The sequence below is a fragment of the Mycobacterium sp. PDNC021 genome, assembly GCF_048282635.1.
GTDB lineage: Bacteria > Actinomycetota > Actinomycetes > Mycobacteriales > Mycobacteriaceae > Mycobacterium > Mycobacterium llatzerense.
On record NZ_CP182502.1, the window covers coordinates 2290612 to 2315143 of the forward strand.

A 24532-nucleotide genomic window follows, 5' to 3' on the forward strand; every position below is an offset into this window, starting at 1 on the left:
GCGCGCCCGACGGAGGAGTTTGCTACTTCAGCTCACACCCAACGCCGTACTCCCGCTGCCTAGAAAACCCGGCCGGAGAAATACGTAGCGTCAATCATCAGGCGCGCACAGCTGCCGTGATTGAACGCAGGTACTTTCTCCGGGCACCAGCGGTCCCTGAGCGCAATGACCGCCGGCTAGTCGCTACCCGATTGCACTCAGGTACTTCGCGACGTGGATCCGGCGCCATCGCAGCGGGTCGCGACCTCGGGAGGGATTCGTTCATCCTCACTTGGCGGTGCACGTCACTCGAACAACTGCGCCATCATTACAGGGTCAACGTGGAGAAGCGGCGCGGCCCGCAGCCGTCCACACCCCGCGCTTCGCCACCGCGCGAACCCGCAATTGCGAATCCAGCACCACGAGATCGGCGGACGCGCCGGGCGCCAGCACGCCGACGTCGCTGAAACCCAGCGTGCGTGCCGGCGTCGTCGCCGTCATGGCCACTGCGTGCCGATACGCAGAATCCGAGGCGGACTCCAAACCTGTTGCCGCCGTGCGGAACAGGGCGTCCATAGTCGCGGTGCTGCCCGCGATGGTGGCCCGCTCGAGCAGTCGCGCCACCGAGCCGCTGACCTCGACGTCGAGACCGCCCAGTTGGTACGACCCGTCGGGCATGCCGGCGGCCGCCATCGCGTCAGTGATGAGCGCGACACGCTCGGAGCCCGCGGTGATCGCGACCTGATGCACCAGCGCCGGGTGCAGATGCACCCCGTCGGCGATGAGTTCCACCGTCACCCGGGCATCCTCCAGCAGCGCCAGTGCCGGGCCCGGATCGCGGTGGTGCAGCGGGCGCATGCCGTTGAACACATGCGTGCCGACGGTGGCGCCCAGTTGCAACGCTCGTTTCGTCTCTTCATAACTGGCGTCGGTATGGCCCACGGCCACAATGACTCCCGCGTCGACGAATCGTTCGATCGCGACATCGGCGCCCGGCAGTTCCGGAGCGATCGTCACCATCCGGATGGCCCCGTCGGCCGCGGCGAGCAAGCTGTCGATCTCGGCGGGGTCGGGGTCACGCAATTGCGTCATGTCGTGCGCGCCGCAGCGAGCGGAACTCAGCCACGGACCTTCGAGATGGATCCCGGCCACGATGCCGGCGCGTACCGCGTCGGACAGGGTCTGAACCTGCGCCAGCAGTACTTCCGGAGCCGCGGTGACCAAGCTGGCCAGGGTTGTGGTGGTCCCGTGGGCGCGGTGAAATTCGGCGGCCCGCGCTACCTCGTCGGGATCGTCGGTGCTGTAGGAAAACCCGCCGCCGCCGTGCACATGCATGTCCACGAAGCCCGGCACCACAACGCCTTCGGGGAAGTCGACGTCGACGCTGCGCGGTGCGGTGCCGCTACCGCACGCCAGAATTCGGTCGCCGCTGATCTCCAGCCACCCGGGCCGGGACACAGCGTCGAGCGCTGCGCCTCCGAAAACAACGGTCCCGGCCGAGATGAGCGTCATCGCCGGTCATTCTCTACCTGTTGGAGTGCTGCGGGCGCCGATTGATCGAACGGGCGGCCATCATCAGCGAAAGCACCACCGCGGCCCCCACGACGCCGACGCCGACGCGGATCGGCACCGCGTCCATCGGTGGCAGGCCGTCGAGGGCCTGAGCCGCCGCGGGATGCTTGGCGTCGGGCTTGCGCTGGGTGAGCGACGGGTCCGGCTCGATCAAGGTGCCGACCTTGGTGCCGGGCGGGGTGGCGAATCCGTAGTCCAGCAGACGTGCGGCCTGCTCCCACGGCGCGATCGGCACCCGGGTGCCGTGTAGCAGGATCGCGACCAGACGGCGTCCGCCACGGTCGGCGGCGCCGACGAACGTCTGCCCGGCATCGTCGGTGTAACCGGTCTTGCCGCCGAGTGCTCCCGGGTAGTTGTAGAGCAGCTTGTTGTCGTTCTCCAGCTCGTAGCTGGGGTGGTCACCGGGTTCGCCGGGCTTGGCCGGATGTCCCGGGAACTCGTACTTCTGAGTCGCCACGATCGAGGCGAACGTGGGGTTCTGCCAGGCGTAGCGGTAGAACAAGCCCATGTCGTAAGCCGAGGTGCTCATGCCCGGACCGTCGAGGCCGGACGGGGTGGCCGCCCGGGTATCGCGGCCGCCGAGCTTGGAGGCCAGATCGTTGATCTTGTCGATCGCGGTGTCCATGCCGCCGACCTGCATCGCCAGCGCGTGCGCCGCGTCGTTGCCCGAGTGCATGAGCAGGCCGTGCAGCAGGTCGTTGACGGTGTAGATGCCACCGTCGTCGACGCCGACGCGGGTGCCCTCGGCGGCAGCGTCCTCCGGGGTGCCGGTGACGCGCTTGTTGATGGGCAGTTCGCGTAGGGCCTGGGTCGCGATCAGCACCTTGATGATGCTGGCCGGGCGGTGCCGGCCGTGCGGGTCCTTGGCGGCGATGATGTCGCCGTTGTCGAGGTCGGCCAGGATCCAGGCGTCCGCCGAGACATCGCCGGGCAGCGGCGGCATGTCGGGCGCGGCGACGATGCCGCAGCCGCCCAGCAGCTCCCCACCGAGTGGCGTGGCGGGCACGGGGACGGGCGCCGGCGGGTCGCCGGCCTTGGGCACCTCGGACTGGTCGACCGCGGGCGGGGTGTTCACCCGGTACGGGCACGGATCAGCGGCCGGCGGATCGGGTTCGGCATAGGCCAGGGCCGGCGCGGTCGTCAGGAAAAACGCTGCTGCCAGGGCTGCAGCGCGTTGTGCCGTAGATCGGGTGGTCGCCATGGTGTCGCCAGATTAGGCGACGGAACCCTGGAAACGGTGTTGGCGCGCTGTGACAAATGGGGTTGAAGTTACAAATGTGAATTAGATAACCGGCGGCTACCCGCGCTCGGGGAGCGCGCAGTGGGCCAGTGCCGGGACGCCGATGGAACTCATCCACAGCCGCCCGTCGTGTTCGACCAGTCCGGTGACCTGTCCGAACTGGCGGTGCTTGGCGCGCACCCCGGCGACCGCGGCGCCGGTGTCCGGGTCGAAGGCGACGGCCCACACCTCCAACGGCATCTGCGGTTGCAGCGCCTCTGGCAATCGCCACACCAGCTGACGCAGGATCGTCGGCCGCGGGGCGAGCCACTCCGCGGCGGCGTTGATCGGGGTGACGAGCGCGACCCAGATCCGGCCGTCGGCGCCCGTCGAGATGTTGTCGGGCATGCCGGGCAGGTTGACCGCCAGCGGGGTGATGGTCCCGGCCTGCGGTCCCGACAACCAGTACTTCGACAGCCGGCGACCCTGTGTCTCGGCGAACACCAGCGCCGTGCCGTCTGCGGTGACGGTGACGCCGTTGGCGAAGTACAAGCCGTCGCGCAGCGTGCTCACCGTGCCGTCGGTCGCCAGCTTGTACAGGCCGCCGTCGCCGCGGGCCTCGAGAATCGCCGCGCGGAAATGCTCGTAGTGGAAGGAGCTCGTCGACTCTGTGAAATAGATTGTGCCGTCAGAGGTTTCGGTGACATTCGAGCAGAACCGGAGCGGCCGGCCGTCGATATCGGGCACCAGCACGTCGAGAGCGCCGGTGCCAGGGTCCAGGGCCATCAGCCCGCGATAGCTGTCGCAGACCAGCAGCCGTCCGTCGCGGGCGACGTGCAGCCCCAGCGGTCGGCCTCCGGTGTCGCCCACGACGTCGATGCTGCCGTCGGGGGAGACCCGCACGATTCGTCCGTCCACGAGGCCCGTCCACAGCGCGCCGTCGGGGCCGACGACGACGTCCTCCGGGGCATCGCCCGGCATCGGCACGATGGTGAGTTCCGCGGACGGGAAATCGGGCAGGGCGTCGACCGGCGGCGGGGTCCAGCGCACCGGATTGATGGACGGCTTGTGCGACACGGGTGAACGGTAACTCGGCGAGTGAGCTCCAGGTGGACGCTCCGTGAGACTGGTCGGCTGATGCAGTTATGGCAATGTCGACAAAGTGTGCTATGCCCTGGGCTGTGGATGTATTCGTTGAGCGCCATAGGCAGACCTAGGGCAGATATAGCATGCTAGACAGCATCAAGTGCAGATGGAGCGTCTCGGGGGTGAGGGTGGGGGGCGACGAATATCGATTTGCCACCAATGCATTGCGCGAAGGCAAATTCATGCGCGCGTTCAGCCATGTGGTCGTCGTGTGCTGCTTCATGCTGGCCGGCTCGGCCGTTGTCGTTCAGTTCCATTCGGCCGGACCCACCGGGGTAGTGCCACGTGTGGTGCAGGCGATCGCCATCGCGTCCGCAGTCGGCCTTGGCTGTCGCTGGCTGTGGTGGCCGTGGCCACAGTACAAAGGAGCGCTTGCCTTCGTGGTGTGGGCCGACGTCGCAATCGCCGCCGTTGCTCTGACGATGTCCACCGTCGAGGCACGGTTGTGCACGACGTTGTATCTGGGCGTCATCGGGGTATTCATCGGATTTCTGCTGGGCGCGCGGCTGCTGGCTGTGCACTGTGCATTCGGTGCGCTGCTGATCGCCGGAATCACCGCTTGGGCTGTGGTCGAACAACACGTCAGCTTGTTCGGGCTGTTCGTGATCTATATGCCGGCGTTGGCCTGGGTGGTCGGTATCCCGCTGGCCGGCTGCGTGCTGATCGAGCGGGGGCGGCGCGCGATCGCCAGGATGGCGCGATCGGCGCATTCAGATCAGTTGACTCGGCTGCACAACCGGCGCGGCATGCACCATGCCGTCAAACGAGCTCTGGCCCGAGAGGGGTCGCCGCCGAATCTGGTCGTGGCGGTGTGCGATATCGATCGATTCAAGAGACTCAACGATGAGCATGGCCACGCCGCCGGTGACGCCGCACTGATCGCGATGGCCGACAAATTGCGTGCGATCGTCCGGCCCGGCGAGGTTGTTGCGCGGATCGGCGGCGACGAACTCGTACTGGTGACGTTCACGACTGGGGCAGGCGACATACCTGGCCTGCTCGCGCGGCTGGCGACGCTGACTCACCTCGATCTGGACCACGGGGCGACGCTGTCGGCCAGCATCGGGGTTGCCGCGGCAACGACTGCGGCACTGCACTTCTCGCTGGACGACGTGATCCGTCACGCCGATGCCGCCATGTACGAGGTCAAGCGGTCCGGTGGCGGTGGATGTGGGGTTTACCCCGGGTGGGAGTCCGAGTCAGCGGACCGGTGCATCTAGCCGGTCCGGTCGTCGCGGCGGAATTCCTCGCCGGTTGCCGTGTCCACCGCGGTCTCACCCGGCGGCAGGTTCGACAGATCAGGCGCGATGACTGTCGGCATGTCACCCGAGTCCGGCAGCCCGAAATGGGGCGGTCCGGAATGACCAGAAGCCGGGGTGTCGAGCACCAGGTCATGCCGCCGCGGCAGCGTCAGCCCGCGGAAGTACTCCGGCCGTGCGAAGCGCCAGGCGAACATCAGCACCACGCCGAGCAGCAGCCCGACGACGCCGACCACGCCCACCGCACCGAAACCGAAAATCGTGACGTCGTGGTGGTTTTCGTCCTTGAGCCAGTCCGGCTTGCTGTACTGGATCAGGCCGTAGACGAACACCACGGATAACGTGATGCCACCGACCAGTGGCAACAGGCCACGCATCACGAAGTCGCGAATGTTGCGGGTCAAGGTCTTTCGGTAGAACCAGGCGCAGGCGAACCCGGTCAGGGCGTAGTAGAACGCGATCATCAGGCCGACCGAACCGATCAGTGCCGTCAGCAGATCGGTGCTGATCGCGGTGAACAGCACGTAGCACAGCACCGACACCACGCCCATCACGATGGTCGAGGTGGTCGGCGTCAGATACTGGCGGTGAATCTTCGCGAAACTCTGTGGCAGCGCACGGTATACACCCATCGACAGGGTGGTGCGTGCCGTCGGCATGATGGTGGTCTGCGTCGAGGCCGCTGCCGAGGTCAGGATCGAGGCCGACAGCAGCAGCATCCCGATCTTCCCGATCACGCTGTCGCCGAACAACGATGGCCCGATGGCGGTGAACACGTCCTTGGCGTTCTCCTGGTTGCCCAGCCCGATGCCTTCGGTGCCCACGCCCGCGAACGCGATGGTCGAGACCGTCACCAACGCGTAGGTGGCCAGCAGCAGGAACGTCGAGATGACGGCGGCGCGGCCCGGTGTGCGGCCCGGATCGTCGGACTCCTCGTTGCACGCCACCGCGGTGTCCCAACCCCAGTAGATGAAGATCGTGGCCAGCACCGCCGGGGCGATCACCGTGCCGAAATCCATTCCGCCAGGCCAGAACCAGGACCATGACGGCATGATCGAGTAGGCGTGCCCGTGGTGCGTGTACACCTTCACCAGCGCCACGACCGACACCACGATCAGCACGACGACCTCGACGGTCAACAGCACGTACTGCAACCGGGCCGACACCTCGATGCCGCGGTAGCAGATGTACGTCATGAGGACGATCCAGATGACGCCCGCGACCGTCGACCACAGGGTGCTGTTCGCCAGGCCGGCCGCCGAGTGCCAACCCAGGTCGCCGACGAAGGTGAACGAGTACGACCCGGCGATCTGCGCCAGATTGGCCATCACGATGACGTCGGAGGCGATGATGCCCCAACCGCCCAGCCAGCCGACCACCGGGCCGAAAGCCCTTGCCGCCCAGGTGAACGTGGTGCCGCAGTCGGGCTCGGCCTTGTTCAGCTCCTGGTAGGCGACGGCGATGAGATACATCGGCACGAACGAGATGAGCATGATCGCAGGGGCTTTGACGCCCGCCAGCAGTGTGCCGCCGGCCGCGATGACCAGGCCGAGTGTCGCGGCCAGGCTGTACGCCGGCGCCGTGGACGCCAGTCCCACCACCACGCTGGACACCAGACCGAGGGCACCCCGCTTGAGGCCTTTGTCCTCGACGACGATGTCCGGTGCAGTTGCCGTCATCTACGCTCCCCGCTCATTCCTGACGATTGACCAGAAGATGCTACGGTTCGCCGCCTCGAAGCGACGAGTCGTAGGTTGGTGGGGTGACTACCGCGCAGGACACCGACGAGTTCGAGCGGCTGCGCCCGCACCTGCTGTCCGTCGCCTACCGGCTGACCGGCGTGTACGCCGACGCCGAGGACATCGTGCAAGACGCCTGGTTGCGCTGGCACGCAGCAGATATCGACACCATCGCCGAGCCCCGGGCCTGGCTGACGACGGTCGTCAGCCGCCTCGGCCTGGACCGGCTACGGTCCGCCGCGCACCGCCGCGAAGCGTATTTCGGTGAGTGGCTGCCCGAGCCGGTGGTGACGGGTTTCGACGCCTCCGACCCGTTGGCCGTCGTGGTTGCGGGGGAGGATGCCCGCTTCGCCGCGATGGTGGTGCTGGAGCGGTTGACGCCCGATCAGCGGGTGGCCTTCGTGCTGCACGACGGCTTCGCGGTGCCGTTCTCCGAGATCGCGTCGGTTCTCGGCGTGACGGACGCCGGTGCACGCCAACTTGCGTCGCGAGCCCGGCGCGCGGTCGCCGCGGCCCCGGCACCGCCGCCGGATGCCGGCCACAACGAGATCGTCGGCAAACTGTTGGCCGCCCTCGCCGGTGGTGACATGGCGGCCGTCGTCGCACTGCTGCACCCCGATGCGACGTTCACCGGCGACTCCAACCGCCGGGCACCCACGGCGCCGCGCACCATCGTCGGCGCGGACAAGGTGGCGCGGTTCCTGTTCGGCTTGGCCAGACGCTATGGACCGCAATGGCTTTCGACGTCGCAACTGGCGTTGATCAACGGCGAGCTCGGCGCGTACACCCCGGGACTACCCGCCGACGGCGGTCATCCCGAGATGTTGCCGCGCGTCACCGCGATGACCGTGCGCGACGGCAAGGTCGTCGCGCTGTGGGACATCGCGAACCCGGACAAGTTCACGGCGTCGCCGCTGAAGCAGAACTAGCGGCTCACAGCACGTAGGGGAGCAACGCCTTGCGATCGGTGGGGTACTCGGGAAACTTCTCCTGGTACCAGGTGTGCGTGCCCAGTGCCCGGGGAATCAGGTTGCCCGCGGTGATCAGCAGGATGGCAACGCCGGGCAGCGCCCAGGTCAACAGCGCGAAGCCGGACCAGGCGATGAGCTCGCCCAGGTATGCCGGGCTGGTGACGAACCGGAAGCCGCCGCCGAACGGAATCCGGTACTCCGCACCGCCGGGATTGTTCTTGTCGCGCAGGTTCCGAACGATCGATTCGGAGTTCACCAGCAGCGCGAACCCGCACAGGTAGATCGCCAACCCCACCAGGAATCGGGGGTCGGTCAGCCACGCGGTGGTGTACTGCCCGAAGAAGTCGTGGCTGAACAGGGTCCCGTTGAGGTAGCCGTGCATCGACGTGACGAGCATGCCCATCACGATCACCGAGACGTTGAAGGTGCCGCGCTTGCCGGGCGCCTGGCGGATCGCCAGCGGGAAGAACCAACCCCGGTTGGCGTAGTGCAGCAGCCAGATCCCGGCGAGCACCAGGGATGTCGGCTCGAACCGGTGCGGCCCGGCCAGGTAGCTGATCAGGAACACCACGGTCGCGGGGATTTCCATCAGCCACCAGCCGAGCTTCGGGTTGAGGTTCAAGCCGAGTTTCGTCGTCGAGAATCGCCCGTACGAACTCTGCGCGAAGAAACCGCCGATGATCACGAATGCGGCGAACGCGAGAGCAGCGGTCAGCACCGTGTCATAGAACGTGTCGCCGGTGTACCAGTGCATGGACACTCCTCGCTGAGCAGGTTGTTTCAGCGACTCGAGCCGCTATTTCTGTAACGTGTTCTACCACCTGGCCGTCTCGTGGAGCCAGCGCGCCCGAATCACTGCGCCCACGGCACCCGGCACGCGTCGCCCGAGCTGAAGCCCTGCTCGGTGATGCCCAGCGCCGCGTACATCCGGGCTCGCATGTTCTCCACGCCGATCTGGTAGGTCAGCTCGATGACCCCGGCCTCTCCGAACCGGCGCTTGAGGTCGTCGACCTGCTCGTCGGTGACGGTGTGCGGATCGGTGGTCATGGCGTTGGCGTAGGCGATAGCGGCCCGCTCGTCGTCGGTGAACAACGGCGAGGTGGCGTAGTCATCGATGTGCTTGAGCCGCTCCACATCCAGGCTCTGCAGACGCATCAGCATGGTGCCGAAGTCGACGCACCAGGAGCAGCCCACCGTCCTCGCGGTCCAGAGCACCGCGAGGTCGCGCACCGACTCGGGCAGCGTCTTCGAACCGCTCTTCAGCAGACCCTCGTGCACGGCGTTGGCGACCAGCAGTCGCGGGTGGTGCGCCGCCACGGCGAACGGTTCGGGCACTTCGCCGAACTCACGCTTGGCATAGCGGTACATGAGCCGAGTCAGCAGTCCGGCTCGTTGTGGGGGCAGGGGCGCGATGCGTGGTGTTGTCGTCATATCTGTTGGACGAGGCAGCCGCGCGATGTGTGACGGGGTGTGGCGGGCGTCACGCGAAAGGTCAGCGACTACCGTGGCACACATGTCTGTGGCCCCGAACCCTGTGTCGGTGAATGGCTACGAGGCGCGGTGGGAACAGCACAACACTGAACGCCGCTCCCAGATCCTGCTGGCGATGATCGAGCTGCTCGAGGAGAGCCCGCCCGGCGCCGACATCTCCGTCGCGGGCATTGCCAAGCGTGCCGGCGTCGCCAAGTCGGTGATCTACCGGCAGACCTCCGGTAAGGAGGAACTCGAGCGTCGGGTGCGGTCGTACCTGATCGACGACTTCGGGTCTGTCCTGGTCGGCAAGCTCGACATCACCGACGGCACACTCCGGGAGATCCTGACCCGAACCATCGAAGCGGTCGCGGACTGGATGATCGATCATCCGCGGCTCAACGAATTTGCGCGCAACGGCCCGTCGTTCGAGGGTGACCAGACGCTCGACGCGGTCGGTGAGCTGAAGCTGCGCATCATCGAACGCGCGGACGGCATCATCGCCGCCATCACGCTCGCGATCGGCGTCGACGACAGCGCGTTCAAGCTGGTCCCATTGGCGATCGTGACGATGGTCGAGGAGACGCTGTTCGCCTGGGTGCGCAGCCCGGCGCCGACCCACACCCGCGAACAGATGATCGCGCACCTGGCCGACTTCACCTGGTACGTCCTCGACGGCGCCGCCCGGGCGGCCGGGTTCGACGTCAGCCGGGATGAGCCGCTCGTTGCCGTTGTCGCCGAGTTGGCGAACCGTCAGGCCAGCAGCCCCGAGTTGTAGTCAGCGACCAGGCTGCGCACAGTCTCCTGGGCGCACGACTTGTTGGTGCCGATGAACCCCGTCGGGCCGCGTTTGATCCAGCCGGTCACGTAGGTGGCGGCGACGCCGTCGACCCGGCCCGCGGTGTGGGGGACGGTGCCGCGCGCGTCGTCGAACGGCAGGTCGATGACCGGCCGGCCGCGGTATCCGATGGACGTCAGCACGAGTCCCGCGCCCACGGTGTGCAGCTCCCCGGTGGGTTTGACCTTTGTGGCGCCATCGGCAGCCGCCACCAGTTCGTTGCGGGCGAATTCGACTCCGGTCGCGGCGGATTCGCCGAGGACCGCAGTGGGCGACTGCAGGTATTCCAACACGATGCGGCGGTTGCCGGGGCGTCGCGGCAGGTCACGCAGGATGCGGGCGCGCGGATCGGTGTTCGGTAGTGATGCCAAATCCTCATCGGAGACGACGACGTCGACGTCGGGCATGGACGTCAGGCCGATCAGCTCCGGCACCGTGAACGCCGACTGCGCGAGCCCACGTCGGCCGGCCACCACGACCTCTTCGATCTTGCTCTGCCGCAACGCTTTCAAGGCGTGCGGTGCGATGTCGGTGGCGGCTAGGCGGTCGGGATCGGTGGTGAGTATCCGGGCGACGTCGAGTGCGACGTTGCCGTTGCCGATCACGATCGCGCGGGGCTGCGAGAGATCGAAGGCAGCGTCGGCGAAATCCGGGTGGCCGTTGTACCAAGCCACGAAACGGGTGGCCGAGCTGACGCCCGGCAGGTCCGCGCCGGGCACGTCGAGCGGACGGTCCGTGGCTGCGCCGACCGCGTAGATGACCGCGTCATGGTCGGCGAGCAGCTGCTGATGTGTGACGTCGGTGCCGACTTCGACGCCGGTCACCAGCTCCAGCCGCGGGTCTGCGGTGATGGTGTCGAACTGCCGGGACACCGCCCGGGTACGCCGATGATCGGGGGCCACACCGAAGCGGGCGAGGCCACCAGGTTGGGGGAGTCGCTCGTACATCCGGACGCGGGCCGCCGGGATCGTCAGCACTTCGTCGGCGGCGTACATCGCGGCCGGGCCCGACCCGACGATCGCGACGCGCAGGGCGCCGGGAGCTCGCACCTGTAGTGGCGGCACGACCGGCGCGAGCAGCGGACGCGGCCGGGGTTCTTTGTAGAAGTCGGCGTTGAGTTCGAGGAAGACCCGCTCAGTCGGCTCCAGTGAACCGTCGTGCTTGATGGCGTCGACCGGGCAGGCCGTCACGCACGCGCCGCAGTCGACGCACTCCACCGGATCGATGTAGAGCATCTCGGCGGTGTGGAAGTCGGGCTCGTCGGGCGTGGGGTGAATGCAGTTGACCGGACAGGCGTAGACGCAGGACGCGTCGCTGCAGCAGGACTGCGTGATGACGTGGGGCATCAGGCGATCAACTGTGCCTCGCGGTTGGGGGCACTGCGGTAACGGGCCGTCTCACCGGCGATGCCGCAGCGCTTCCACATCCAGCGTCCGACGCGGTTCATCAGGCCGATCTCCTCGGCGAGCGCGCGGGTCTCGTCGAAGAAGCTCGCCATGATCTTCCGCGACTGCGGGCTGCGCCAGAATGCTTGCCGCATAACGTCTTCGGGAATGTCGAACTGCTTGCCGAACGACTTCGGCGACGCCATGATCTCGTGCGCCAACCAGCGCAGTGCCAGCGGGAAAGCGACGGTGGCGAAGGCCTTGAACCGCCACGACCGTTTGGGCATGTGGGTCTTGAGGAACTCATTGGCCCACGAGATGTGCCGGGCCTCCTCGGCGATGTGAATCTGCATGGTGCGCAGCACCGCCGGTGGCAGGTTGTTGCCCTCGCGGATCATGGCCTTCTGGAAGTGATCGATGGGCTCTTCGCCGGCGAGGATGCCGGCCATGAACGCCGTCGGCGAGTACTGGCCCACCAATCCGATGTACGGCGACAGCCGGAAGAACAGCTTGCGCATGCCCGGCACATCGGTCCCGGAGCGGTTGACCAGCTCCTGGAACATCTGGATGTGGTTGCACTCTTCGGTCATCTCGTGCAGCGCGTACCGGAACTCGGGGGAGTTGTTCGGCAGCTTCATGATGAACGCCATCAGCCCGCGGATCAGGATGCTCTCGAACGCCGCACCCACCTTGACGGTGTTGAGCGTCCGCCAGCGGCCGATCTCGATCCGCCGCTCCAGCGGCTGGCTCTGGTACCACTCGGTCGCGCCCAGCGGGTCGATGGTGGGGGAGAGTACCCACCGCGGATCCTGCAGGTCGATCTGCATGTCGGGGGCATCCCACGCGATGTCGAGGTACGGGTCGAAGCGGCGTCGCACCGAGCCTTCGGACAACACATCGAGCAGGTTCTGGTAGTCGGGCTTCATTGCCTGAGTCATGCCACCAATTTACCGGGAACGTGAGTCCCAGTAAATACCCGACTTTTTCCCGCCGAGTGTTGGGTTGTGTTCGAGATTTCGCGCTTCAGTCGCACACAGGCCAACACTCGATCCGGATGGAACCAGCAAGGCCGCACAGCCGTCATATCCACATGCCATTTCTAGGCACTGAGGCCCTGGCCGCGGGCAGGGTCAATCGATATCAGCTCAGAACTCGGTACGACGCGATTCATCGCAATGTCTACGTGGCCCGTGGTCAGGAGCTCACGCCCGTCGACAAGGCGGTCGCGGCCTGGCTGTGGTCCGAGCGCAGGGCGACCGCTGTCGGGTTGTCGGCCGCCGCCCTGCACGGCTCGTTGTGGATCGATGCGAGGCAGCCCGCAGAGCTCAACCAGGCGAGCAGGACGCGGCCACCCGGCATTCTCATCCGCAGCGACAAGCTGGCCGACGACGAGATATGCCAGGTGCGGGGCATCAACGTCACGACGCCGGCGAGAACGGTCTTTGACCTTGGGCGAAGGAAAGGCCAGGTACTCGCCGTCATCTGGGTAGACGCCTTGCTCCAGGCCACCGAGTTGAAGATCCCGGAAGTGCAATCACTCGCCGATCGCCATGCCGGAGTTCGGGGACTGAGGCAACTCGACCGGGTTCTTGACCTCGCTGACTACGGCGCAGAGTCGCCGCAGGAGACCCGACTACGCCTGTTGTTCACCGAGCACGGCATGCGGCCGTCGCACACGCAGATCGAAGTATTCGACGGCCGATACCTGGTGGGGCGCATCGACATGGGTTGGCCCGAGTGGAAGGTCGGTGTGCAGTACGACGGCATCCAGCACTGGCAGGACCCGCGCCAGCGCACCCGCGATATCGACCAAGACGTCGAGTATCGAGACCTAGGCTGGCGCATGATTCGCGTCGGCGCGGACCTGTTGCGTTACCGGCGAGACACGATCATCACCAGAACCCGGACTGGACTCCGCGCCGCTGGCGGACCCTACTAACGAAAGTTGGCTTGTGTTCGAGAATTTCAATGAATCTCGAACACAAGCCAACACTCGACGCGATATTTAGCGGGCGAACATGAGAGCCCGCTTGACTTCCTGGATCGCCTTGGTCACCTGGATGCCGCGGGGGCAGGCCTCGGTGCAGTTGAAGGTGGTGCGGCAGCGCCACACACCGTCGACCTCGTTGAGGATGTCGAGCCGCTCGGCGGCCGCCTCGTCACGCGAGTCGAAGATGAACCGGTGCGCGTTGACGATCGCGGCGGGGCCGAAGTACGAGCCCTCGCTCCAGTACACCGGGCACGACGTGGTGCAGCAGGCGCACAGGATGCACTTGGTGGTGTCGTCGAAGCGGGCGCGGTCGGTCTGCGACTGGATGCGCTCACGGGTCGGGGGGTTACCCGACGTGATGAGGAACGGCTTCACGGCGCGGAAGGCGTCGAAGAACGGCTCCATGTCCACCACGAGGTCCTTCTCCACGGGCAGGCCGCGGATGGGCTCGATGGTGATGGTCAGGTCCTTGCCGGCCTTCTTCGGCAGCAGGTCGCGCATGAGGACCTTGCAGGCCAGCCGGTTGACGCCGTTGATCCGCATGGCGTCCGAGCCACACACGCCGTGCGCGCAGGACCGCCGGAACGTCAGCGTGCCGTCCAGGTAGCCCTTCACGTACAGCAGCAGGTTGAGCAACCGGTCGCTGGGCAGGCAGGGCACGCGGAAACTCTGGAAGCCGGCGGCGTCCGGGTTCTCCGGGTTGAACCGGGCGATCTTCAGCGTGACCATGACGGCGCCGTCCGGCACCGGGGGCAGCGGCGGGTCGCCGGCTTCGGGCTTGTCGAGGACAGGTGCACTCATGGTTAGTACTTCCGTTCCATCGGCTCGTACCGGGTCTGGACGACAGGCTTGTAGTCCAGCCGGATATCGGACAGGAGGTCGGCGCCCTGCTTGTAGGCCATGGTGTGGCGCATGTAGTTGGTGTCGTCGCGGTCCGGGTAGTCCTCGCGGGCGTGGCCGCCACGCGACTCCTTGCGGTTCAGCGCACCGACGACGGTGACCTCGGCCAGCTCGAGCAGGAAGCCCAGCTCGATGGCCTCGAGCAGGTCGCTGTTGTAGCGCTTGCCCTTGTCGTGCACCGTGATTCGCGAGTACCGCTCCTTCAGCGCGTGGATGTCCGTCAGCGCCTGCTTGAGGGTCTCCTCGGTGCGGAACACCGCAGCGTTGTTGTCCATCGACTGCTGCAGCGCGGTGCGGATGTCGGCGACACGCTCGTTGCCGTGGTCGGACAGGATGTCGCCGACCCAACCGATGACCATGTCCGCCGGGTTGTCGGGCAGCTCGATGTAGTTGTGGTTCTGCGCGTACTCGGCGGCAGCGATGCCGGCGCGACGGCCGAACACGTTGATGTCGAGCAGCGAGTTGGTGCCCAGGCGGTTCGCGCCGTGCACCGAGACGCAGGCGCACTCACCGGCGGCGTACAGACCCGGAACCACGTTGACGTTGTCGCGCAGCACCTGGCCGTTGATCGTGGTCGGGATACCGCCCATGACGTAGTGGCAGGTCGGGTACACGGGCACCAGTTCGGTGACGGGGTCGACGCCCAGGTAGGTGCGGGCGAATTCGGTGATGTCCGGCAGCTTGGCCTCCAGCACCTCCGCGCCGAGGTGACGCACGTCGATGTAGACGTAGTCCTTGTTGGGTCCGGCGCCGCGGCCTTCGAGGACCTCGAGCACCATCGAGCGGGCCACGATGTCGCGGGGCGCGAGGTCGACGATGGTGGGGGCGTAGCGCTCCATGAAGCGCTCGCCGTCGGCGTTGAGCAGACGACCACCCTCACCACGCACGGCTTCCGAGATCAGGATGCCCAGGCCGGCCAGGCCTGTCGGGTGGAACTGGTGGAACTCCATGTCCTCCAAGGGAAGTCCCTTGCGGAAGACGATGCCCAGGCCGTCACCGGTGAGGGTGTGGGCGTTGGAGGTGGTCTTGTACATCCGGCCCGAGCCGCCGGTGGCGAAGACGATCGCTTTGGCGTGGAAGATGTGGATGTCGCCGGTGGCCAATTCGTAGGCGATGATGCCGGTGGCAACCGGGCCGCTGGCGGTCTCGGTGAGGACCACGTCGAGTGCGTAGAACTCGTTGAAGAACTGGACGTCGTGCTTGACGCAGTTTTGGTACAGCGTCTGCAGGATCATGTGGCCGGTGCGGTCGGCGGCGTAGCAGGCGCGGCGGACCGGGGCCTTGCCGTGGTCGCGGGTGTGCCCGCCGAAGCGACGCTGGTCGATGCGGCCCTCGGGTGTCCGGTTGAACGGCATGCCCATCTTTTCGAGGTCCAGCACCGCGTCGATGGCTTCCTTGCACATGATCTCGACGGCGTCCTGGTCAGCGAGGTAGTCGCCGCCCTTGACGGTGTCGAAGGTGTGCCACTCCCAGTTGTCGTCCTCGACGTTGGCGAGTGCGGCGCACATGCCACCCTGGGCGGCACCGGTGTGCGAGCGAGTCGGGTACAGCTTGGTCAGCACCGCGGTGCGGACCCGGGGACCGGACTCGACGGCCGCGCGCATACCTGCGCCACCGGCACCGACGATGACGACGTCGTAGCGATGTTCCTGAATCATCTGCGTCCCTACTTGATGTTCGCGTCGAAGGTGACGAGCACGTAGCTGCCCAGCACCAGGGTGAATCCGGTGGCCAGCAGCAGAATCGAGTTCAGCCAGAACTTGGTGGTGTTCTTGCGGGCGTAGTCACCGATGATGGTGCGCATGCCGTTGGCGCCGTGGACCAGCGCCAGCCACAGCAGGGCCATGTCCCAGATCTGCCAGAACGGGGAGGCCCACCGCTGCGCGACGTAGTTGAAGTCGATGCGGTAGACGCCGTTCGCCCAGATCAGCCCGATGAACAGGTGACCGAGGGCGAGCAGCACCAGTGCCGCGCCGGAGAAGCGCATGAACAGCCAGGCGTACTTCTCGAAGTACGGGATGCCGCGAGGGCGTCGGGGAGCGCGCGGGTGGTCGAGGGCGGCGGGGCGGTCGTACTCGCGCTCCAGGACCGGGGCCGGACGTCCTCCGCGGCGTGCCTCGGCGGCGCCGGAATCGGTATGCGTGGTCACTTGAGCCACCCGTAGTGCTCAACCATGTGCATGCCCTCTACCCCAACTGCGGCGATGACGACCGCGATCCAGATGGCCAGGATGGTCCACAGCATGACCCGCTGGTACTTGGGTCCCTGCTGCCAGAAGTCGATCAAGATGACTCGCACGCCGTTGAGGGCGTGGTAGAGCACCGCCGCGACCAGGCCCATCTCCATGAACCCGATGATCGGCGTCTTATAGGTGTTGATCACCTCGTTGTAGGCCTCGGGGCTGACCCGGACCAGTGCCGTGTCCAGAACATGGACCAGCAGAAAGAAGAAGATGGTGGCACCGGTGATGCGGTGTAGTACCCAGGACCACATGCCCGGGTCTCCGCGATACAGGCTCCGCCGCTTCTGCGGGGATGAACGCGGCGCGGGTATGGAATCCGCGGCTGCCGCTGTACTCATTTCGACCTCCAACGCCGTCGGTGGACGCATGACCCGGCAGCAACTTTTTCGCGTGCCGAGCCCAAACCTCGGGGCGACTCTAATCCCAATTTGCGCACAGTCAGAACTACGGTGTGGGGGGAATGGCGAACCCGCGTCGGAAATTAGGTTTGCCTACATTAACTTACTGGGTGGTCGGGACGGGTCTCGAGGTGGTTTCGGGGCGCCGGGAACGGGGTGTCGGTGGTGTCAGAAATTGACTGGAAGCTGTTGCGGGACAAGGCGATAGCTGTTTCCGAGGATGCCTACGCACCCTACTCGAACTTCCCGGTGGGGGCGGCGGCGCTGGTCGATGATGGTCGAATCGTGGTGGGCTGCAATGTGGAAAATGTCTCATATGGCCTTGGCCTCTGCGCCGAGTGTGCTGTGGTCTGTGCCCTACATTCCAGCGGCGGTGGACGGCTGCTCGCGCTGGCGTGCGTGGACGGTTCCGGGGCGGTGCTGATGCCGTGTGGGCGGTGCCGGCAAGTGCTTCTCGAGCACGGCGGACCGGCCATGCTGATCGACCACGCATCGGGTCCGCGGGCGCTGGCCGAACTGCTACCCGACGCCTTCGGGCCGGATGACCTGAACCGCCGGTAACGCCAAGCGGGGCAACACTTCTGGTTACTGGCCGGTAACCAGCTCGACGGGGCGGCCTGGGTCGCCGGCAGGAGGATGTCATCGTGTCGTCGGACGCGCACAACCACGGGTCGCATCTCGATGCTCCGACAGTCATTCGCACCAAACGCGACGGCGGCGTGCTGTCCGATGCCGCGATCGACTGGGTGATCGACGGCTACACCCACGGCCGGGTGGCCGACGCGCAGATGTCGGCGTTGCTGATGGCCATCTTCCTGCGCGGCATGACGCCGGCCGAGATCGCCCGCTGGACCGCGGCGATGGTCGGCTCGGGCGAGCGCTTCGACTTCACCGACCTGCGGCGTGCCGGCCGGCCGCTGGCGCTGGTGGACAAACACTCGACCGGCGGCGTCGGCGACAAGATCACCATCCCGCTGGTCCCCGTCGTCATGGCCTGCGGCGGCGCCGTCCCGCAGGCGGCGGGCCGCGGCCTCGGGCATACCGGCGGCACCTTGGACAAGCTCGAAGCGATTCCGGGGTTCACCGCCGAACTGTCCAAAGACCGTATCCGCCAACAGCTTTCCGATATCGGGGCAGCGATCTTCGCGGCCGGGGACCTGGCGCCCGCCGACCGCAAGATCTACGCCCTGCGGGACGTCACCGGTACGACGGAATCGCTGCCGCTCATCGCCAGCTCGATCATGAGCAAGAAACTGGCCGAGGGCGCCCGCTCGCTGGTACTGGACGTCAAGGTCGGTCGCGGCGCGTTTCTCAAGACCGAGGCCGAGTCGCGCGAGCTGGCGCGCACCATGGTCGACCTCGGTATCGCCTACGGCGTCCCGACCCGGGCGCTGCTCACCGACATGGACCGGCCGTTGGGTCGCGCGATCGGCAACGCGATCGAGGTCGCCGAGTCGCTGGACGTGCTGGCCGGCGGCGGTCCGGACGACGTCGTCACGCTGACCATCGCGCTGGCCCGCGAGATGCTGGACGTCGCCGGTATCGACGGCGTCGATCCGGCGGACACACTGACCGACGGCACCGCGATGGACTGTTTCCGGCAGCTGATCGTGGCGCAGGGCGGCGATCCCGAGGCGCCGCTGCCGATGGGCACGTACACCCAGACGGTGGCGGCGACCCGCGGTGGGGTGATGGGCGACATCGACGCCATGGCGGTCGCGATGGCCGTGTGGCGGCTCGGTGCGGGCCGGGCCCAGCCCGGCGACCCCGTGCAGGCCGGGGCGGGGCTGTACCTCCACCGGCGCAGCGGCGAGCCCGTCGCTGCCGGCGAGACGCTGTTCACGCTGTACACCGAGACTCCCGAGCGGCTGTCGTCAGCCTTGGCCGAACTCGACGGCGGCTGGTCCGTGGACGACGCGCCGCCGGCGCAGCGGCCCGTGGTGCTCGACCGCGTCGAGTAGGCAGCGGCTGATTCGCCTTGGGCGAAAGCGGCATCCATGGCTCTGACCGGTCTGCGCCGCTAGGGTCGACCGCATGGCTGACGATGACCTCCGCGACTTCGAGCGCACCGAGTTCACCCACGATGGCACGACCCGCACCGTCTACCGCCGCGGTACCGGTCCGGCCGTCATCGTGATCGCCGAGATTCCGGGCATCACGCCCAAGGTTCTCGACTTCGCCCGCAAGGTCGCCGATATCGGCTGTACCGCCGTCCTGCCCCACCTGTTCGGCATTCCGGGTCTGGACCCCAACGCGAGCAACATGGCCGCGTTGAAAGGCATGGCCTCGGTCCTGCCGGCGTGCGTCAGCAAGGAGTTCACCCTCCTCGCCACCGGCAAGACGTCGCCGGTGGTCGACTGGCTGCGGGCACTGGCGCGATCCGAACACGAACGCTGCGGCGGCCCCGGCGTCGGCGCGATCGGGATGTGCTTCACCGGCGGCTACGCCCTGGCGATGGCCACCGACGACGTCATCCTCGCCCCGGTGCTGTCCCAGCCGTCGATGCCGATCGGCCTGACCGCCAAGCAGCGCCACAACATCGACATCTCGCCGGCCGACCTGGAGGTCGTCAAGGGCCGGTGTGCCCGTGGGCTCAACGTCATCGGCATGCGGTTCAAGAGCGACAAGCTGGTCCCGGCAGCGCGTTTCGATTTCCTCCGGGAGCAGCTGGGTGACGCCTTCATCGCCGTCGAACTCGAGGACGCCGACGCCAACCCGGATGCGCGGCTGCCACCGCACTCGGTGGTCACCGAGCACCTGATCGATGAGCCGGGCCAGGCCACCCGAGTCGCGCTGGACCAGGTACTGGACCTGTTCCGGACACGGCTGCTGCCGGCCACGGAACCGGCGGGCTAAAAGCCACCATCCGGCGCAAGATGGACACATGACCCTGACGCTGGATCAGATCAAGCAAGCACCGAAAGCCCTGTTGCACGATCACCTGGACGGCGGCCTGCGCCCCGCCACCGTGGTGGAGTTGGCCGAGCAGAGCGGCTACGGCGACCTGCCCACCATGGACGTCGATGAACTGGCGATGTGGTTCCGCACCCAGGCGCACAGCGGCTCGCTGGTCCGTTATCTGGAGCCGTTCGCGCACACCGTCGGCGTCATGCAGAGCACCGACGCGCTGTACCGCGTCGCCTACGAGTGCGTCGAGGATCTCGCCGCCGACAACGTGGTCTACGCCGAGGTGCGGTTCGCGCCCGAGCTGCACATCACCGATGGCCTCGTGCTGGACGAGGTCGTCGACGCGGTGCTGGCCGGGTTCGCCGACGGAGAGAAGGCCGCGGCCGCCGCGGGGCAGGCGGCGACAGTCCGCTGCCTGGTCACTGCGATGCGGCATGCCGCCCGGTCCCGCGAGATCGCTGAATTGGCCATCCGGTTCCGCGACCGCGGCGTGGTCGGGTTCGACATCGCCGGTGCCGAGGCCGGCTACCCTCCGACCCGCCACCTCGACGCCTTCGAATACATGCGGGGCAACAACGCGCGCTTCACCATTCACGCCGGTGAGGCCTTCGGCCTGCCGTCCATCCACGAGGCCATCGCCTATTGCGGTGCCGACCGGCTGGGGCACGGGGTGCGGATCGTCGACGACATAGAAGTTCCAGCGGCCTCGGGCGACGTCCCCCGGCTCGGCCGGGTGGCGAACATCGTGCGGGACAAGCGAATTCCGCTGGAGATGTGCCCGAGCAGCAATGTGCAGACCGGCGCCGCGGCGAGCATCGCCGAGCACCCGTTCGACCGGTTGGCCCGGCTGCGCTTTCGCGTCACCGTCAACACCGACAACCGCCTGATGAGCGACACCACCATGACCCAGGAGATGGCGCACCTGGTGGAGGCGTTCGGCTACGGCTGGACCGACCTGCAGCGGTTCACCATCAACGCGATGAAGTCGGCCTTCATCCCGTTCGATGAGCGGCTGGCGATCATCGACGACGTCATCAAACCGCGTTACGCCGTGCTCGTCGGGTAGCTGTCCGTCGGGGTGTCGTCCACGAAGCCAGACCGCCCGGCTGCCGCACCTGCCGGCGCGGGCTGCTGCGCCTGCTGGAACGACTTGGGCACGAACTTCTCGAAGTTGTACTTGCCCCGCGGATGGACCACCTGCGGCCACCAGAACCAGCGACCGAGCAGCACCGCGATCGACGGCATCAGCAGCGACCGCACGATGAAGGTGTCGATCAGCAGGCCGATGGCGATGGTCGAACCCATCTGCGCCAGCACGATCAGCTTGCTGGCCATCATGCCGGCCATGGTGGCCGCGAACACCAGTCCCGCCGAGGTGACGACGCCGCCGGTGCCGGCCATGGACCGGATGATGCCGGTCTTGAGGCCGGCGTGGATCTCGTCCTGGAACCGGGACACCAGCAGCAGGTTGTAGTCCGAACCGACCGCCAACAGGATGATGACCGACATCAGCATGACCAGCCACTGCACCTGGATGCCGAACAGGTCCTGCCAGATCAGCACCGAGATGCCGAACGATGCGGCGATGGAACTGCCCGCGGTGCCGACGATCGTCAACGCCGCGACGGCGCTGCGGGTCAGGATGAGCATGATCATGAAGATCAGCGTCAGCGACGACACGACGGCGATCATCAAGTCGTAGCGGGCACCGTCGGCCATGTCCTTGTAGGTCGCCGCGACGCCGCCGAGGTAGATCTTGGCGTCCGACAGCGACGACATCTTCAGGGCCTCCTGCGCGGCCTTGCGTTCGGACTCGACGCGGGCGATGCCGTCGACGGTCGCCGGGTCGCTCTGGTGGGTGATGAACATGCGCGCGGACTTGCCGTCCGGTGACATGAACATCTTCAGCCCGCGCTGGAAATCGGGGTTCTGGAAGGCCTCGGGCGGCAGATAGAACAGGTCGTCGTTCTTGGCGCCGTCGAAGGCCGCACCCATCGACAGCGCGGTGTCGTTCATGGCCTGCATCTGGTCGATGAGGGCCTTCTGCGAGTTGTACGACGCCAGCGACAGGTCCCGGCTGGTCTTCATCGACGCGATGGTCTGGGGGAGCAGCGCCGTCAACTTCGGCGCCAGGTCGGCGAGCTTGTCGGTGTTGACCTGGACATCGCTTGTCCTGTCGGTCAGCTCGTCGATGCCGTCCAGGGAATCGAACACCGACCGCACCGCGGCACACATCGGGATGTCGAAGCAGTGCGGTTCCCAGTAGAAGTAGTTGCGCATCGGCCGGAACTGGTCATCGAAGTTCGCGATGTTGTTGCGCATCTCCTCGGTGACCTCCAGGAGCGCTTGGGACTTGGCGGCCGAGTCCTGGGTGAGCTTGGTCTGTTGGAGCGACAGCGCGTACTGCTTCTCCAGGATGCTGATCGACACGTTGGTGGCGTCGACCATCCTCAGCTGGTCTTCCAGCTGCTTGCGCTGGAACGGCAGGTTCATGTTGCTGGTCTGGCCCGAGACGCTCGTCTGAAACGGAATCGAGCTGTGCTGGATGGGAATGCCCAGTGGCCGGGTGATGCTCTGCACCATCGCGATGCCGTCGGTGTGCATCACGTTGCTCGAAATCTTGTTCAGCACCAGCATGTCGGCGGGATTGCGCATGTCGTGGGTGGACTCGACCATCAGGATGTCGGGGTTCATCCGGGCCTGCGTGAAGTGCCGGTCGGCGGCGGCGAAGCCGATGTTGACCTTGGCGTCCTCGGGCAGGTAGTAGCGATCGTTGTAGGCGGGCTTGTAGCCGGGGATGGCCACGATCCCGACCAGCACGACGAACAGGCTCGCCACCAGAATCGGGGCGGGCCACCGCACCACGGCCGTGCCGATGCGCCGCCAGAACCGGCTCTGCGGAGGCCGCTTGGACTCGTACATCCCGACGCGGCTGCCGAGGTACAGGACAGCCGGGCCGAGCGTCACCGAGATCGCCACCACGACGAGCATGCCGATGGCGACCGGAGCGCCCATGGTGGTGAAGTAGGGCAGCCGGCAGAAGCTCAGGCAGTACGTCGCGCCGGCGATGGTCAGGCCGGAGCCCACGATCACGGGGGCGACGGATTTGAAGGTGGCGTAGTACGAGTCGTCCCGGTCCAGGCCGATGCCACGGTCTTCGCGGTACCGGCCGAAGATGAAGATGCCGTAGTCCGTGGCGGCGGCGATCGCCAGCATGGTCAGGATGTTGCCCGCGAAGGTCGTCAGCCCGAACACGTCGTGGGTGGCGAGCACCGAGACCACGCCGCGCGCGGTCAACAGCGCCAGGAACGTCAGGAACAGCTGGACCAGCGTGGTCCTGACCGAGCGGTAGACCACCAGCAGCATGCCCGCGATCGCGACGAGCGTGATCACCGTGATCATGATGAGGCTCGCGTTACCGATGACGTGCAGGTCGTCGGTCAGTGCGGCGGGACCGGCGACGTGCGCCTCGACCCCCGGCGGGGCCTTGGTCTCCTCGATGACCTTGCGGACGGCGTCCACGCCTTCGTTGGCGAGCGTCATGCCCTGCTCGCCGGCCAGGTTGATCATCACGTACGACGCCTTGCCGTCGGCGCTCTGCGCGCCGGCCGCCGTCAGCGTGTCGCCCCAGAAATCCTGGATGTGCTGGATGTGCTCGGGATCCTGCTGCAGCTTGCGGATGATCTCGTCGTAGTACTTGTGGGCGTCCGGGCCGAGTGGCTCCTTGCCCTCGACGACGACCATGATCGTGCTGTTGGAGTTGAACTCCTTGAAGTTGCCGCCCATCAACTTCATCGCGTGCATCGACGGGGCGTCCTCGGGCGCCATCGGCGCGGCGTGCAGCTCGCCGACGACCTCCAGCGGCGGTGCGATCACGTTCACCAGGACGGCGATCGCGATCCAGAACAGGATGATCGGCACCGACAGGATGCGCAGCGCATGGGCGAACTTGGGCCGCTTGGCCGTCGTGCTGTGCGGTGTCTCAAGTGTTTCGGTCATGCGGACTTCACCAAGCAGTAGGTCTGGGCGTTGACGCCATCGGCTGACTTCTCTTCGCGGACGGTGCCGTTGACGGTGACGCGGCAACCGATGTGGTCGCTGCTCTGCTCACCGTCGCTGCGGGCCATCAAGTTCGCGCTGACCGTCGGCAGCGTGGTGGACAGGGTGACCGACCACGGCAGTGTCGCGGTGACCGAGTGCACGTTGGCGTCCGGATCGAAGTAGCTGATGTCGGCCGAGCTCCCGGGTGGTCCGTAGACCTCGTACACGACGACTTTGGGGTTGAACTGGACGATCTCGATTCCCGCACCGGCGTGGGCATTGAGGTTCTCGGACCCGAACTTCGCGTGCAGGCGCGACACCACCAGGCCCGACACCGCCAATACGACCACCAGAAGAAGCGGTATCCAGACCTTCTTCAACAGGCGCCCCATCGAAAACGACCGCACCCGACCACCTTCCGCTCAACCCGCTGACCGAAACCCCGACGATCAGGCTGCTGCCTGTCCTGCCCTCGG

The 24532-nt window shown here is 66.7% G+C and carries 21 protein-coding genes and 1 pseudogene; 8 read left to right on the forward strand and 14 right to left on the reverse strand.

The annotated features are described in order from the left end of the window. Positions 1–315 precede the first annotated feature (315 nt). From nagA to ACNO8X_RS10770, 3 genes are all read right to left on the reverse strand, one after another. Entirely contained in the window at positions 316–1491 is a 1176-nt protein-coding gene (nagA, locus tag ACNO8X_RS10760; RefSeq protein WP_418005271.1) for an N-acetylglucosamine-6-phosphate deacetylase, read from the reverse strand. Positions 1492–1504: 13 nt separating this feature from the next. Beyond that, entirely contained in the window at positions 1505–2752 is a 1248-nt protein-coding gene (locus ACNO8X_RS10765; protein ID WP_418005272.1) for a D-alanyl-D-alanine carboxypeptidase family protein, read from the reverse strand. Positions 2753–2848: 96 nt separating this feature from the next. Next, complete coding sequence (locus ACNO8X_RS10770; protein ID WP_418005273.1) at positions 2849–3847, reverse strand: SMP-30/gluconolactonase/LRE family protein; 999 nt, start codon at positions 3845–3847, stop codon at positions 2849–2851. A gap of 251 nt (positions 3848–4098) precedes the next feature. Here ACNO8X_RS10770 and ACNO8X_RS10775 point away from each other — a divergent pair, with 251 nt between their 5' ends. Further along, positions 4099–5136 carry a GGDEF domain-containing protein gene (locus ACNO8X_RS10775; protein WP_418005274.1) on the forward strand — a complete coding sequence of 346 codons (1038 nt, stop codon included), beginning with the start codon at positions 4099–4101 and terminating at the stop codon, positions 5134–5136. Here ACNO8X_RS10775 and ACNO8X_RS10780 read toward each other — a convergent pair. Next, positions 5133–6854: an APC family permease gene (locus ACNO8X_RS10780; RefSeq protein WP_418005275.1), complete on the reverse strand. Its 1722-nt coding sequence runs from the start codon at positions 6852–6854 to the stop codon at positions 5133–5135. The two genes, ACNO8X_RS10775 and ACNO8X_RS10780, sit on opposite strands and share 4 nt — an antisense overlap. A gap of 83 nt (positions 6855–6937) precedes the next feature. Here ACNO8X_RS10780 and ACNO8X_RS10785 point away from each other — a divergent pair, with 83 nt between their 5' ends. Then, complete coding sequence (locus tag ACNO8X_RS10785; RefSeq protein WP_418005276.1) at positions 6938–7843, forward strand: sigma-70 family RNA polymerase sigma factor; 906 nt, start codon at positions 6938–6940, stop codon at positions 7841–7843. A 4-nt stretch (positions 7844–7847) separates the two neighbouring features. On the opposite strand, the gene ACNO8X_RS10790 is transcribed toward ACNO8X_RS10785, so the two are convergent. Next, positions 7848–8639: a 3-oxo-5-alpha-steroid 4-dehydrogenase gene (locus ACNO8X_RS10790; protein WP_418005277.1), complete on the reverse strand. Its 792-nt coding sequence runs from the start codon at positions 8637–8639 to the stop codon at positions 7848–7850. Positions 8640–8737: 98 nt separating this feature from the next. Continuing rightward, positions 8738–9331: pseudogene (locus ACNO8X_RS10795) on the reverse strand (carboxymuconolactone decarboxylase family protein); the annotation flags it as partial. Positions 9332–9398: 67 nt separating this feature from the next. Between ACNO8X_RS10795 and ACNO8X_RS10800 the strand changes: the two are divergent. After that, positions 9399–10133, forward strand: a complete 735-nt coding sequence (locus ACNO8X_RS10800) for a TetR/AcrR family transcriptional regulator (RefSeq protein ID WP_418005278.1) — start codon at positions 9399–9401, stop codon at positions 10131–10133. Here ACNO8X_RS10800 and ACNO8X_RS10805 read toward each other — a convergent pair. Both ACNO8X_RS10805 and ACNO8X_RS10810 read right to left on the reverse strand, forming a co-directional pair. Next, on the reverse strand, positions 10109–11539 hold the full coding sequence (locus ACNO8X_RS10805; RefSeq protein ID WP_418005279.1) for an FAD-dependent oxidoreductase: 1431 nt from the start codon (positions 11537–11539) through the stop codon (positions 10109–10111). The two genes, ACNO8X_RS10800 and ACNO8X_RS10805, sit on opposite strands and share 25 nt — an antisense overlap. Next, the gene (locus tag ACNO8X_RS10810) at positions 11539–12516 is read right to left on the reverse strand and encodes an AurF N-oxygenase family protein (protein ID WP_418005280.1); all 978 of its coding nucleotides are present in this window, start codon (positions 12514–12516) and stop codon (positions 11539–11541) included. The genes ACNO8X_RS10805 and ACNO8X_RS10810 overlap by 1 nt, the downstream gene beginning before the upstream one ends. Before the next feature lie 152 nt (positions 12517–12668). On the opposite strand from ACNO8X_RS10810, the gene ACNO8X_RS10815 reads away from it, so the two are divergent. Further along, complete coding sequence (locus tag ACNO8X_RS10815) at positions 12669–13517, forward strand: hypothetical protein (protein ID WP_418005281.1); 849 nt, start codon at positions 12669–12671, stop codon at positions 13515–13517. A gap of 66 nt (positions 13518–13583) precedes the next feature. Here the strand turns inward: ACNO8X_RS10815 and ACNO8X_RS10820 are convergent, their stop codons facing one another. Genes ACNO8X_RS10820 through sdhC form a run of 4 tightly spaced genes read right to left on the reverse strand, consistent with a single transcriptional unit; the run spans position 13584 to position 17048 of the window. After that, complete coding sequence (locus ACNO8X_RS10820) at positions 13584–14369, reverse strand: succinate dehydrogenase iron-sulfur subunit (protein ID WP_418005282.1); 786 nt, start codon at positions 14367–14369, stop codon at positions 13584–13586. A 2-nt stretch (positions 14370–14371) separates the two neighbouring features. Beyond that, a complete protein-coding gene (gene sdhA, locus ACNO8X_RS10825) occupies positions 14372–16126 on the reverse strand; it encodes a succinate dehydrogenase flavoprotein subunit (RefSeq protein ID WP_418005283.1) in 1755 nt (584 codons plus the stop codon). An 8-nt stretch (positions 16127–16134) separates the two neighbouring features. After that, the gene (locus tag ACNO8X_RS10830) at positions 16135–16617 is read right to left on the reverse strand and encodes a succinate dehydrogenase hydrophobic membrane anchor subunit (protein WP_043397617.1); all 483 of its coding nucleotides are present in this window, start codon (positions 16615–16617) and stop codon (positions 16135–16137) included. After that, positions 16614–17048, reverse strand: a complete 435-nt coding sequence (gene sdhC, locus ACNO8X_RS10835; RefSeq protein WP_081936740.1) for a succinate dehydrogenase, cytochrome b556 subunit — start codon at positions 17046–17048, stop codon at positions 16614–16616. The genes ACNO8X_RS10830 and sdhC overlap by 4 nt, the downstream gene beginning before the upstream one ends. Positions 17049–17273: 225 nt before the next feature. Here sdhC and ACNO8X_RS10840 point away from each other — a divergent pair, with 225 nt between their 5' ends. From ACNO8X_RS10840 to ACNO8X_RS10855, 4 genes are all read left to right on the forward strand, one after another. Next, on the forward strand, positions 17274–17669 hold the full coding sequence (locus tag ACNO8X_RS10840; protein WP_418005284.1) for a cytidine deaminase: 396 nt from the start codon (positions 17274–17276) through the stop codon (positions 17667–17669). An 83-nt stretch (positions 17670–17752) separates the two neighbouring features. Further along, positions 17753–19069: a thymidine phosphorylase gene (locus ACNO8X_RS10845; protein WP_418005285.1), complete on the forward strand. Its 1317-nt coding sequence runs from the start codon at positions 17753–17755 to the stop codon at positions 19067–19069. A 73-nt stretch (positions 19070–19142) separates the two neighbouring features. Next, positions 19143–19964 carry a dienelactone hydrolase family protein gene (locus ACNO8X_RS10850; protein WP_418005286.1) on the forward strand — a complete coding sequence of 274 codons (822 nt, stop codon included), beginning with the start codon at positions 19143–19145 and terminating at the stop codon, positions 19962–19964. A gap of 28 nt (positions 19965–19992) precedes the next feature. Then, a complete protein-coding gene (locus tag ACNO8X_RS10855) occupies positions 19993–21081 on the forward strand; it encodes an adenosine deaminase (protein ID WP_418005287.1) in 1089 nt (362 codons plus the stop codon). On the opposite strand, the gene ACNO8X_RS10860 is transcribed toward ACNO8X_RS10855, so the two are convergent. Together ACNO8X_RS10860 and ACNO8X_RS10865 are read right to left on the reverse strand one after the other, a co-directional pair. Next, on the reverse strand, positions 21060–24014 hold the full coding sequence (locus tag ACNO8X_RS10860) for an RND family transporter (RefSeq protein WP_418005288.1): 2955 nt from the start codon (positions 24012–24014) through the stop codon (positions 21060–21062). The genes ACNO8X_RS10855 and ACNO8X_RS10860 overlap by 22 nt on opposite strands. Then, complete coding sequence (locus tag ACNO8X_RS10865; RefSeq protein ID WP_166651317.1) at positions 24011–24448, reverse strand: MmpS family transport accessory protein; 438 nt, start codon at positions 24446–24448, stop codon at positions 24011–24013. The genes ACNO8X_RS10860 and ACNO8X_RS10865 overlap by 4 nt, the downstream gene beginning before the upstream one ends. Between the last annotated feature and the right edge of the window lie 84 nt (positions 24449–24532).

What these genes read in the sequence shown, in the direction of transcription:
- ACNO8X_RS10865 (WP_166651317.1), bottom strand. Translation starts at nt 24,448, where the DNA reads ATGGGGCGCCTGTTGAAGAAGGTCTGGATACCGCTTCTTCTGGTGGTC.
- ACNO8X_RS10815 (WP_418005281.1), top strand. Translation starts at nt 12,669, where the DNA reads ATGCCATTTCTAGGCACTGAGGCCCTGGCCGCGGGCAGGGTCAATCGA.
- nagA (WP_418005271.1), bottom strand. Translation starts at nt 1,491, where the DNA reads ATGACGCTCATCTCGGCCGGGACCGTTGTTTTCGGAGGCGCAGCGCTC.
- sdhC (WP_081936740.1), bottom strand. Translation starts at nt 17,048, where the DNA reads ATGAGTACAGCGGCAGCCGCGGATTCCATACCCGCGCCGCGTTCATCC.
- ACNO8X_RS10855 (WP_418005287.1), top strand. Translation starts at nt 19,993, where the DNA reads ATGACCCTGACGCTGGATCAGATCAAGCAAGCACCGAAAGCCCTGTTG.
- ACNO8X_RS10765 (WP_418005272.1), bottom strand. Translation starts at nt 2,752, where the DNA reads ATGGCGACCACCCGATCTACGGCACAACGCGCTGCAGCCCTGGCAGCA.
- ACNO8X_RS10775 (WP_418005274.1), top strand. Translation starts at nt 4,099, where the DNA reads ATGCGCGCGTTCAGCCATGTGGTCGTCGTGTGCTGCTTCATGCTGGCC.
- sdhA (WP_418005283.1), bottom strand. Translation starts at nt 16,126, where the DNA reads ATGATTCAGGAACATCGCTACGACGTCGTCATCGTCGGTGCCGGTGGC.
- ACNO8X_RS10860 (WP_418005288.1), bottom strand. Translation starts at nt 24,014, where the DNA reads ATGACCGAAACACTTGAGACACCGCACAGCACGACGGCCAAGCGGCCC.
- ACNO8X_RS10850 (WP_418005286.1), top strand. Translation starts at nt 19,143, where the DNA reads ATGGCTGACGATGACCTCCGCGACTTCGAGCGCACCGAGTTCACCCAC.
- ACNO8X_RS10810 (WP_418005280.1), bottom strand. Translation starts at nt 12,516, where the DNA reads ATGACTCAGGCAATGAAGCCCGACTACCAGAACCTGCTCGATGTGTTG.
- ACNO8X_RS10780 (WP_418005275.1), bottom strand. Translation starts at nt 6,854, where the DNA reads ATGACGGCAACTGCACCGGACATCGTCGTCGAGGACAAAGGCCTCAAG.
- ACNO8X_RS10790 (WP_418005277.1), bottom strand. Translation starts at nt 8,639, where the DNA reads ATGCACTGGTACACCGGCGACACGTTCTATGACACGGTGCTGACCGCT.
- ACNO8X_RS10820 (WP_418005282.1), bottom strand. Translation starts at nt 14,369, where the DNA reads ATGAGTGCACCTGTCCTCGACAAGCCCGAAGCCGGCGACCCGCCGCTG.
- ACNO8X_RS10800 (WP_418005278.1), top strand. Translation starts at nt 9,399, where the DNA reads ATGTCTGTGGCCCCGAACCCTGTGTCGGTGAATGGCTACGAGGCGCGG.
- ACNO8X_RS10805 (WP_418005279.1), bottom strand. Translation starts at nt 11,539, where the DNA reads ATGCCCCACGTCATCACGCAGTCCTGCTGCAGCGACGCGTCCTGCGTC.